Annotated in this window: 9 protein-coding genes and 1 pseudogene; 3 read left to right on the forward strand and 7 right to left on the reverse strand. The window is 73.5% G+C overall.

Annotation, left to right across the window (positions count from 1 at the left end; translation table 11 throughout):
* Positions 1-322, reverse strand: a pseudogene (locus DZF91_RS33420) (hypothetical protein); the annotation flags it as partial.
* Between the two features lie 75 nt (positions 323-397).
* Between DZF91_RS33420 and DZF91_RS33425 the strand changes: the two are divergent.
* Entirely contained in the window at positions 398-1,288 is an 891-nt protein-coding gene (locus DZF91_RS33425; protein ID WP_158588104.1) for a LysR family transcriptional regulator, read from the forward strand.
* 36 nt (positions 1,289-1,324) lie between these two features.
* On the opposite strand, the gene DZF91_RS33430 is transcribed toward DZF91_RS33425, so the two are convergent.
* Positions 1,325-2,203 (reverse strand): TetR/AcrR family transcriptional regulator C-terminal domain-containing protein, encoded by an 879-nt coding sequence (locus tag DZF91_RS33430; protein ID WP_117361044.1) that lies wholly within the window; start codon positions 2,201-2,203, stop codon positions 1,325-1,327.
* Between the two features lie 72 nt (positions 2,204-2,275).
* On the opposite strand from DZF91_RS33430, the gene DZF91_RS33435 reads away from it, so the two are divergent.
* Together DZF91_RS33435 and DZF91_RS33440 are read left to right on the forward strand one after the other, a co-directional pair.
* Positions 2,276-4,537, forward strand: a complete 2,262-nt coding sequence (locus DZF91_RS33435; RefSeq protein ID WP_117361045.1) for an ATP-binding cassette domain-containing protein — start codon at positions 2,276-2,278, stop codon at positions 4,535-4,537.
* A gap of 71 nt (positions 4,538-4,608) precedes the next feature.
* Positions 4,609-5,799, forward strand: a complete 1,191-nt coding sequence (locus DZF91_RS33440; protein ID WP_235834755.1) for a methyltransferase domain-containing protein — start codon at positions 4,609-4,611, stop codon at positions 5,797-5,799.
* Between the two features lie 75 nt (positions 5,800-5,874).
* On the opposite strand, the gene DZF91_RS33445 is transcribed toward DZF91_RS33440, so the two are convergent.
* The 5 genes from DZF91_RS33445 to DZF91_RS33465 form a co-directional block, all read right to left on the reverse strand.
* The gene (locus DZF91_RS33445) at positions 5,875-6,342 is read right to left on the reverse strand and encodes a Dps family protein (RefSeq protein WP_117361046.1); all 468 of its coding nucleotides are present in this window, start codon (positions 6,340-6,342) and stop codon (positions 5,875-5,877) included.
* Positions 6,343-6,553: 211 nt separating this feature from the next.
* Complete coding sequence (locus DZF91_RS33450) at positions 6,554-6,910, reverse strand: helix-turn-helix domain-containing protein (protein WP_117361047.1); 357 nt, start codon at positions 6,908-6,910, stop codon at positions 6,554-6,556.
* A gap of 111 nt (positions 6,911-7,021) precedes the next feature.
* The gene (locus DZF91_RS33455) at positions 7,022-8,320 is read right to left on the reverse strand and encodes a CinA family nicotinamide mononucleotide deamidase-related protein (RefSeq protein WP_235834756.1); all 1,299 of its coding nucleotides are present in this window, start codon (positions 8,318-8,320) and stop codon (positions 7,022-7,024) included.
* Positions 8,321-8,430: 110 nt separating this feature from the next.
* Positions 8,431-9,027, reverse strand: coding sequence for a CDP-diacylglycerol--glycerol-3-phosphate 3-phosphatidyltransferase (pgsA, locus tag DZF91_RS33460; protein WP_117361048.1), 597 nt, complete (start codon positions 9,025-9,027; stop codon positions 8,431-8,433).
* Positions 9,024-9,992 (reverse strand): MiaB/RimO family radical SAM methylthiotransferase (locus DZF91_RS33465; RefSeq protein ID WP_117361049.1); only part of this gene is annotated, 969 nt, incomplete at its 5' end. The genes DZF91_RS33465 and pgsA, both read right to left, overlap by 4 nt.

Below are 9,992 nucleotides of genomic sequence, written 5' to 3' on the forward strand. Positions count from 1 at the left end.
CGCTGCCCGCGCCCGCGATCAGCAGCGCCGCGCCGAGCACGGCCGGGTTCGGCGCGGTCGCCGCGAGCGCGAGCCCGGCGGCGGCCAGCAGGTTGACCAGCAGCAGGACGGCCGGGACCGGCATCCGGGCGGCGACCCGGCGGGCGAGCGGCGCACCGGCCGCGCTGACCGCGAAGAAACCGCTGAGGACCAGGCCGAACACGGTGCCGGAGACCGCCAGCCCGTGCTCGACGGGGGTGGCGAGCGCCGCGACACCGAAGACGGGGGTCATCGCGGCGACGGTGGTGAGGACGACGGCCGCCAGGCCCTTCCAGGAGTTCATACCGCGATGGTCGTCCCGCCGGGGGCCGCGCCGCCAAGATCCGTGGTGATGCCTGATCGGCATTACCGTTCGGGCATGGACGTTTCGACGCGCGCGCTGCGGTACTTCGTGGCGGTGGCCGAAGAGCTGCACTTCACCCGCGCGGCCGAGCGGTTGTACGTGGCGCAGCCCGCGCTGTCCAAGGCCGTCCGGCGGCTGGAGGAGGAGTTGGGCACGGCGCTGTTCGTCCGCACCCGGCACTCGGTGGCGCTGACCGACGCGGGCCGCTCGCTGCTGCCGGTCGCCCGCGCCGCCGTCGAGGCCCTGGACGGCTGGGAGCGGCAGGCGCGCGCCGAGCGGGACGCCGCCGCCCGCGTCCTGCGGATCGGCTACCACTCCGCCGTCGACCCGGCGCTGCTGAGCGCGGTGACCGGGCGGTTCGCGGAGCTCCGCCCGGGCCTGCGGGTCGAGCTGCTGCTGAACGACTGGAACGACCCGGCGGGGACGGTGCTGTCCGGGCGCGACCGGGCGGCGCTGCTCCGGCTCCCCGTGCCGGGCGCGAACCTGCTGGACCACGAGATACTCGTCCGGGAGGGACGGTACGTCGCGCTGCCCGAGGGGCACCGGCTCGCCGGGCGCGCGTCGATCCGCCTGGCCGACCTGCGGGACGAGCCGTTCGTGGCGCTGCCCGCCTCGTCCGGGCCGCTGCGGGCGCACTGGCTGGCCGTGGACCGCTTCGGGACGCTGCCGAAGGTCGGCGTGGAGGTGCACAACTCCGAGGACTACTTCCTGGCCATCCAGTCCGGCCGCGGGATCGCGATGGTGGCGGCGATGTCGGCGCGCGTGTACCGCCGTCCGGGGGTGGTCTACCGGCCCGTCGAGGACGCGCCGGAGAGCGAGCTCGCCGTGGTCTGGCCGCGCGGCGACACCGACCCGGTGCTGCGCGACTTCGTCCGCGCCTGCGTCGAGGCGTCCGAGACCTACTGAACCGGGCCGTTCCCCTGGGCCGCGGAGCACCGAGCTCTAACGAGCGGCGCCATTCGGCTCGGCCCGCGTCTCGGTGCGCGTGTCGGCCTGCGTCTCAGTGGGTGCGCCGACCTGCGCGTCGGCGGGACGGGCCGCCAGCCGCGCCTCGATGCCGTCCAGGATGACCGCGAGCCCCGGACCGAAGCTCTCGTTCACCAGCCTCTCCAGGTAGGGCGCGCCGTCCTCGGGCGGCGGGGCGTCGCGGGACTCCAGCCACGCCATGTCGGGGACGCCGTCGAGGAAGTCGGGCGCGATCTCCTCCAGCGCGGCGGCGCGCGCGTGCCACCACTCCTCGTCCGCGACGCCGGTGGTGCGGGCCGCCCGGCGCGCCTCGTTCACCGACCGCACCGCGCCCTCCACATACCGGACGAGGACGGGCACGACCGCGCGGGCCTCATCCGGACGCAGCCCGGCGCGGCGCAGGATCCCGGCCAGCGCGTTGTAGGCGACGTACTCGTTCGGGCCGAGGACGGGACGCGCCTGCGACACCTGGGAGACCCACGGATGCCGCAGGTGGAGGTCGCGCGTGGCCCCGGCCCAGGCGGTCACGGCGTCCCGCCAGACGGGCTGCGGGAACTCCGCCGGCAGTTCGCCGAGGACCTTGTCGTACATGAGGTCGACCAGCTCGGCCTTGCCCTGCACGTAGGTGTAGAGCGCCATCGCCGTGCGGCCGAGCCGCTCCCCCACCAGCCGCATCGACAGCGCCGCCGTCCCGACCTCGTCGGCGACCGCGATCGCGGCGTCCACCACGGCGTCCACCGACAGCGCGGGCTTGGGCCCCGGCGTCCTCGGACGGGACGCCAGCCGCCGCGCCGACCCGCGCCAGAGCAGCTCCATCGAGCGGCGCGGGTCGCCCTGTCCCGCGAAGACGGCCATACCGGAACTCCTTATGGCATAAGCTGAAGCAAGATCTCTTTACGGTCTAAGGATATCAACGGGAGGACGCGCATGACCCGGCACACCGCCGACGGGCACGATGTCATCGAGGTCCGCGGGGCTCGGGAGAACAACCTGGCGGAGGTGTCGCTGGACATCCCCAAGCGCCGCCTCACCGTGTTCACCGGCGTCTCCGGATCGGGCAAGTCGTCGCTGGTCTTCGGCACGATCGCGGCCGAGTCGCAGCGGCTGATCAACGAGACCTACACCGCGTTCGTCCAGTCGTACATGCCCGCCGTCCCGCGCCCGGACGTGGACGCGCTGCGCAACCTGTCCGCCGCGATCGTCGTGGACCAGGAGCGCATGGGCGGCAACGCGCGCTCGACGGTCGGCACCGCCACCGACGCGTCCGCCATGCTCCGGCTCGTGTTCAGCCGGCTCGGCGTCCCGCACGTCGGGACCTCCAGCGCGTTCAGCTTCAACACCGCCGAGGGCATGTGCCCGCGCTGCGAGGGCCTCGGCAAGGTCTCCGACATCGACCTCGACCAGCTCTTCGACCGCGACCTGTCGCTGAACGAGGGCGCGGTCACCGTCCCGAACTTCGGCGTCGGCACCTGGTACTGGAAGAACATCGTGCAGTCCGGCTTCGTGGACCCGGACGTCAAACTGCGCGACTTCACGCCCCAGCAGTGGGACGACTTCCTCCACAAGCCCGCCACGAAGATCGAGCTGAACGGCCTGAACACCAACTACGAGGGTCTGCTGGTCAAGGTCCGGCGGCTGTACCTGTCCAAGGACAAGGAGGCGGCGCAGCCGCACATCCGCGCCTTCGTGGAGCGGGCCGTCACCTTCACCGCGTGCCCGGACTGCGGCGGCGCGCGGCTGAACCCGGCGGCGCTCTCCTCCAAGATCGACGGGATGAGCATCGCGGACTGCTCGGCCCTCCAGATCACCGACCTCGCCGCCTTCGTCCGCAAGCTGGACGCGCCGTCGGTCGCGCCGCTGCTCGCCACGCTCCGCGAGACCCTGGAGTCGCTGGTCGAGGTGGGGCTCGGCTACCTCAGCCTGGACCGCGCGTCCGGCAGCCTGTCCGGCGGCGAGGCGCAGCGCGTCAAGATGGTCCGGCACCTCGGCTCCAGCCTCACCGACGTGACCTACGTCTTCGACGAGCCGACGGTGGGGCTGCACCCGCACGACATCCGGCGGATGAACGACCTGCTGTTGGGGCTGCGCGACAAGGGCAACACCGTCCTGGTCGTGGAGCACAAGCCCGAGACCATCGAGATCGCCGACCACGTCGTGGACCTCGGCCCGGGAGCGGGGACGGCCGGCGGCCACATCTGCTACACCGGCGACGTCGCGGGGCTCCGCGCGTCCGGCACGCTCACCGGACGGCACCTGGACCACCGCGTCCGGCTGCGCGAGACCGTCCGCACCCCCACCGGGCACGTCTCCATCGAGAACGCGACCCGGCACAACCTCAAGAACGTCAGCGTGGACGTCCCGCTGGGCGTCCTCACCGTCGTGACGGGCGTCGCCGGATCGGGGAAGAGCTCCCTCATCCACGGCCACCTCGCGGCCCGCGAGGACGTCGTCTCGGTCGACCAGTCGGCGATCCGCGGCTCCCGCCGGTCCAACCCGGCGACCTACACGGGCCTCCTCGACCCGATCCGGACGGCGTTCGCCAAGGCCAACGGCGTCAAGCCCGCTCTGTTCTCGGCCAACTCCGAGGGCGCCTGCCCGCGCTGCAAGGGACTCGGGCTCATCTACACCGACCTGGCGATGATGGCCGGGGTCACGACCGTCTGCGAGCAGTGCGAGGGGCGCCGCTTCACGCCCGAAGTGCTCGGCTACACCCTGCGCGGAAAAAACATCAGCGACGTCCTCGCCATGTCCGTGGACGAGGCGCGCGGCTTCTTCACCACCGGGCAGGCGCGGACGATCCTCGGCCGCCTCGCCGACGTCGGGCTCGGCTACCTCGGCCTCGGACAACCCCTCACCACCCTGTCCGGCGGCGAGCGGCAGAGGCTCAAGCTCGCGATCCACATGGCCGAGAAGGCCGCGACCTACGTCCTGGACGAGCCGACCACCGGCCTGCACCTCGCCGACGTCGACCAGCTCCTCGCGCTCCTGGACCGGCTCGTGGACGCGGGCAACTCGGTCGTGGTGATCGAGCACCACCAGGCCGTGATGGCGCACGCGGACTGGATCATCGACCTCGGCCCGGGCGCGGGCTCGGACGGCGGCGAGGTCGTCTTCACGGGCACCCCGGCCGACCTGGTCGCGCACGGCGACACCCTCACCGCCGTCCACCTGCGCGAATACGTCGCCTGACCGAACCGACGGGGGCACGCTTGGCGCTACCGGGGTTGTTCCTCCCCGAGCGAGGTGCGCACAGTGGAGGTATGGGCGGCACCGACGAGCCGGAGGTGACCGGCGGTCCGGACGTGACCGCGATGATCGACCGGCTGGCGGACGAGCTGACCGCGCGCGGCGACCTCACCGAGCCGCGCTGGCGGGCGGCCCTGCACGCCGTGCCCCGGCACCGGTTCGTCCCGGCCTCGGCGTGGGCGGTCCCGGACCGGCCCGGCGGCTCGGGCCTGCGCATCGACCGGGCCGCCGACCCGGCGGACTGGTGGGACGCGGTGTACGCCGACACCGCCATCGCCACCCAGGTGGACGAGGGGGCGGGCGACCCGGCGCTGCCGTCCGGGGCGTGGACGTCGTCGTGCTCGGCGCCCGGTGTCGTCCTCGCCTTCCTGGAGCGGCTGCGTCCGCTGAACCACCACCGGGTGCTGGAGGTCGGCACCGGCACCGGCTGGACGGCGGGCCTGCTCAGCGCCTGCCTCGGCGCGCGCCAGGTCACGTCCGTGGAGATCGACGAGGTCCTGGCCGAGCGCGCCGCCCGCAACCTCGCGTCGCTGGGCCTCGCGCCGCGCCTGGTCGTGGACGACGGGGCCCTCGGCGACCCGTCCGGCGCCCCCTACGACCGCGTCCACGTCACCTGCGGCGTGGACCGGGTGCCGCCCGCGTGGGCCGCGCAGACCCGGCCGGGCGGCGTGATCGTGCTGCCCTGGTCGCCGGGCTGGGGCATCGGCCACCTCGCCGTCCTGGCGGTCACCCCCGACGGCGCGGCGCTCGGACGCCTCGCCGGACCGGCCGGCTTCATGATGCTGCGCGCCCAACGCCGCCCCTCCGGCCCACCCGCGCCCGGACGGGCGGAGATCGTCGCCTCCGCGACCAGGATCGATCCACGCGGGATGCTCGGCGAGTCGCCCGGCGCGGAGGTCGCGATCGCCGCGCTCGTGCCGGACGTGCGCTCCCACGTGGAGGTCGGGGTGGACGGCTCGTGCCGCTTCTGGGCCATCGAGAACCGCGCCGACGACCCCGCCTGGGCGTCCGTCGAGTTCCTCCCGGCGCAGGACGAGTATCCCGTTCACCAGTACGGCGACCGGCGGCTCTGGGACGAGCTGGAAGCCGCCTACCAGCACTGGATCGCCTGGGGACGGCCCGAGCGCGAGCGCTTCGGCCTGACGGCAGCGCCGTCCGGGCAGCAGGTCTGGCTGGACCGCCCCGACCAGCCCCTCACCCTCTGACCGGCTCCGGTCCCCTCCCGGGAACGCGAAACCCCGCCCCGGAAGGCCCGGGGCGGGGTTCGGTGGAGGAAGGCGTCAGGCCTGCGCCTGGAACATCCAGTGGATCTTCTCCAGCTCGGCGGTGATGCCGATGAGCAGATCCTGGGAGACCGGGTCGGGCTCGTCGGTCGCCGCGATGCGCTCCCGGAACCGGCCGATGATCTCGAAGAGCGTGCCGGTCACGGCCAGCACGACCTTCTCGTCGTTGAGGTAGCCCGGCTCCAGTTGCTGGATCTCGGTGCGGTCGGCGACGGTCCGGGACCGGCCGTCCGGGTTGACGCCGATCGCGACCGCGCGCTCGGCCACGTCGTCCTGCGCGGTCCGGGCGAGATCGACGATCTCGTCCAGGTGCTCGTGGATCGTCTTGAAGCGCGGACCGACCAGGTTCCAGTGCGCCTGCTTGGCGTACAGGCCGAGGTCGACCAGGTCCACCAGCGCGCCCTGCAGGGCCTCGCCGGTCACCTTCTGAGCGGCCTCGGAAAGGGGGCTCTTCACCGCAGCCATCTATGAGCTCCTTCCGCGTCGTCCTTCGAATGATCGTTACAACACAGAAACATGCCCGGAAATGTCGGTCCTACAAGTGAGTCGCCGCACAACCTCGGACGGGTCCGAGACAGGGGCCGAACAGGCAGGGACAAGAACCCGGGAGGGAGCAGCGGGCATGGAGGATCGCGGCGGGGCGACCGCGGGGGGCGGTCGCCGTTCCGGACCACCGTCAGGCGGCCACCATGTCGGCCCGGAACTCGCCCGCGATCTCCTCCGGCGAATCGGGCACCGTGTCGGTGCTGATCCGCTCGTGCTCCGGCGGCGCGCCGGCCATCACCGGCTCGTGCTGGAGTTCGGCCAGCGCCAGCTGGTCGGCGACCTCGCGCAGGACGTGGCTGAGCGGCACCCCGAGAGCCTTGCAGATCGAGGACAGCAGCTCGGAGGACGCCTCCTTCTGCCCGCGCTCGACCTCGGACAGGTAGCCCAGGGACACCCGGGCCGCCGCCGACACCTCGCGGAGGGTGCGCCCCTGGCGCAGTCGCAGCGCCCGCAGGACGTCACCGAGCAGGCTGCGAAGCAGGACCATCGTCTCGCTCCCTCCCTCAGTTCGGACCATCTGCCGGTTCCACCGTACCCGCCCTGGGCGCGGCCATGGCAGACCGTGGATTTCGTGTTCGCTCGCAACGTAACGCTGTAATCAGCCCTTCTCTTCCCGATCATTCCGAGCGTCCCCGGCGGCGGGCTCCGAGTCAAGCCCGAGCAGCACCCGACGCAGCAGGTCAAGGGCGTACACCACCGTCATGCGCCGCAGCGCGGCCCGGCTCTCGTCGCCGGGACCGGGCACGGGCGGTCGCGGTCTGGTGACACGGGTGGGGCTTCCGGGTCCGGCCACGGCGACGTAGACCGTGCCCACCGGACGGCCGTCCTGGGGCTCCGGACCGGCCACCCCGGTCACCGCGACGCCGTACGAGGCGCCCAGGCGGTCCCGGACGCCCTCGGCCATCTGCCGGGCCACCTCGGGGTGGACGGCCCCCTCCGCGGCCAGCAGGGCCTCGTCCACGCCGAGCAGCCGGTGCTTGAGCCCGGTGGCGTACGAGACGACCGCGCCGAGGAAGGTCGCGGACGAGCCGGGCATCCGGGTCAGCTCCGCGCCGATCAGGCCACCGGTCAGCGACTCCGCGGTCGCGGCCGTCGCGCCCCGCTCGGCCAGCAGCCGGTGCACGACCCGGTCGAGCGTCTCGTCCTCGGCGCCGTACACCGCGTCGCCGAGCAGTTCGCGCACGCGGCCCTCGGCCTCGGCCAGCAGCGCGGCCGGGTCGTCGCCCGCGGCGGTCACGCGGACCCGCACCTCCGCCGGATCGGGCAGGTAGGCGAGCGTCACGCCGGGCATCGCCTCCACCGGGGCGAGCCGGGCGGCGACGACCGACTCCCAGAGCCCGGCCGTGCGCAGCGTGCGGCGCGCGACCTCGGGCAGGCCGGCCCGCTCGGCGAGCTCGGGCAGGACCACCTCGTCCATGATCGCGTGCATCTCGAACGGCACGCCGGGAAGGACGTACACCGGGCCGCCGGGAAGATCGACGCACAGCCCCGGCGCGCTGCCCGCGGAGTTCGCCAGCGTCCGCGCACCCTCGGGGACGTCGGCCATCCGCAGCGCCATGGGCTGGAGCGTGCGTCCGGCCGCCGCCACGCGGTCGCGCAGCCGCCGTTCGAGCGCCGGATCGCGGACGAGGCCCACGCCGGCCGCCTTCGCGAGCGCGTCGCGGGTCAGGTCGTCCGAGGTCGGCCCGAGGCCGCCGGTCGTGATCACCGCGTCCGCGCGGTCCAGGCCGTCGCGGACGGCCTGGACGATCTCCTCCAGCCGGTCGCCGACCACCACGCTGCGGGTCACCTCGACGTCGCGCTCGGCGAGCCGCCGGCCCAGCCAGGCGGCGTTGCCGTTGACCGTGTCGCCGAGGAGCAGCTCGTCCCCGACCGTCACCAGTTCCACTCGCAGCACGGGCGCGCCTCCCTGGCCTCCTGCGATTCCGTCCGGACAGCAACCTACCGCCGGGGTCCGACAACGCGCCGACGGCCGCCTCAGCCCCGCCTCAGCCCCGCCGGGCGCGTTCAGCGCGCGGTGGAGGATGTGCGCAGCCGCCAGGCCTGGAACAGGTAGTCCACGCCCGTCACCACCGTGACGAGCAGCGCGGCGGCCATCGCGGCCCACGCGACCGGCTGGACGAACCCCGGCAGCGGCAGGACGTACAGGCCGATCGCGAGGATCTGCAGGGTGGTCTTGAGCTTGCCGCCCTTGCTGGCCGGGATCACCCCGTACCTGATCACCACGAACCGCAGCAGCGTGATCCCGATCTCGCGGACCAGGATCGCGATCGTCACCCACCACCACACCTCGCCCAGCACCGACAGGGTGACCAGGGCCGCGCCGGTCAGCGCCTTGTCGGCGATCGGGTCGGCGATCTTGCCGAAGTCGGTGACCAGGTTGTGCTTGCGCGCCAGGTCGCCGTCGATCTTGTCGGTGACGGACGCGGCGGCGAACACCGCGAACGCGCCGAGCCGCCAGGCCGTGGCGTCCTTCAGCAGCATCCACACGAACAGCGGCACCAGCAGGATGCGCAGCAGGGTGAGCAGGTTGGCGACGTTGTACAGGCTGGCGGGCGGCGGGGGCGGCGGCTCGGCCAGCGGCCCCGGCACGCCGGCGGTCATGAGAGTTCCGCCACGAGGTCCACGCCGTCGCTGTCCACCACGGTCGCGGTCACGAACCCGCCGAGGGACAGGCCCTCGCCGCGGACCAGGACCATGCCGTCCACCTCGGGCGCCTGGTGCTCGGCGCGGCCCTCGTAGCCGTCGTCGGTCTTCTCCTCGACCAGGACGGAGATCTCGGTGCCGATCCGGTCCTCGGCGCGCTGCGCGGTGAGCTCCTCGGCCAGCGCGGACACCTCCTCGACCCGGCGCGCGACCTCGGCCGCGTCCAGCTTGCCGGGCAGGGTGGCGGCCTCGGTGCCGTCCTCGTCGGAGTAGCCGAACACGCCGATGGCGTCGAGCCGGGCGTCGGTGAGGAACGCCATGAGCTCCTCCAGGTCGTCCTCGGTCTCGCCGGGGAAGCCCACGATGAAGTTGGACCGCACGCCCGCCTCGGGCGCCAGCTCACGGACCCGCTCCAGCAGTTCCAGGAACCGCTCGCGGTCGCCGAAGCGGCGCATGGAGCGCAGCACCGGGCCGGAGGCGTGCTGGAAGGAGAGGTCGAAGTAGCGGGCGACGCCGGGCGTCTGGCAGAGCACCTCCAGCAGGCCGGGGCGCAGCTCGGCCGGCTGCAGGTAGGACGCGCGGACCCGCTCGATGCCGTCCACGGCCGCCAGCTGCGGCAGCAGCTTCTCCAGCGCGCGCAGGTCGCCCAGGTCCTTGCCGTAGGACGTGGAGTTCTCCGAGACCAGGACCAGCTCGCGGACGTCGTGCCCGGCGAGCCAGCGCGCCTCCTCCAGCACCTCGGCGGGGTTCCGGGACACGTAGGCGCCACGGAACGCCGGGATCGCGCAGAACGTGCAGCGCCGGTCGCAGCCGGACGCCAGCTTCAGCGGCGCGACCGGCCCGCCGCCGAGGCGGCGGCGCAGCACGCGCGGCCCGGACGCCGGAGCGAGGCCGTCGGGCAGGTCGGACGGGGCGTCCGTGCC

The sequence above is a fragment of the Actinomadura logoneensis genome (assembly GCF_003428695.1).
In the GTDB taxonomy this organism is placed as follows: Bacteria; Actinomycetota; Actinomycetes; order Streptosporangiales; family Streptosporangiaceae; genus Spirillospora; species Spirillospora logoneensis.

What these genes read in the sequence shown, in the direction of transcription:
- DZF91_RS33425 (WP_158588104.1), top strand. Translation starts at nt 398, where the DNA reads ATGGACGTTTCGACGCGCGCGCTGCGGTACTTCGTGGCGGTGGCCGAA.
- DZF91_RS33450 (WP_117361047.1), bottom strand. Translation starts at nt 6,910, where the DNA reads ATGGTCCTGCTTCGCAGCCTGCTCGGTGACGTCCTGCGGGCGCTGCGA.
- DZF91_RS33430 (WP_117361044.1), bottom strand. Translation starts at nt 2,203, where the DNA reads ATGGCCGTCTTCGCGGGACAGGGCGACCCGCGCCGCTCGATGGAGCTG.
- DZF91_RS33435 (WP_117361045.1), top strand. Translation starts at nt 2,276, where the DNA reads ATGACCCGGCACACCGCCGACGGGCACGATGTCATCGAGGTCCGCGGG.
- pgsA (WP_117361048.1), bottom strand. Translation starts at nt 9,027, where the DNA reads ATGACCGCCGGCGTGCCGGGGCCGCTGGCCGAGCCGCCGCCCCCGCCG.
- DZF91_RS33445 (WP_117361046.1), bottom strand. Translation starts at nt 6,342, where the DNA reads ATGGCTGCGGTGAAGAGCCCCCTTTCCGAGGCCGCTCAGAAGGTGACC.
- DZF91_RS33440 (WP_235834755.1), top strand. Translation starts at nt 4,609, where the DNA reads ATGGGCGGCACCGACGAGCCGGAGGTGACCGGCGGTCCGGACGTGACC.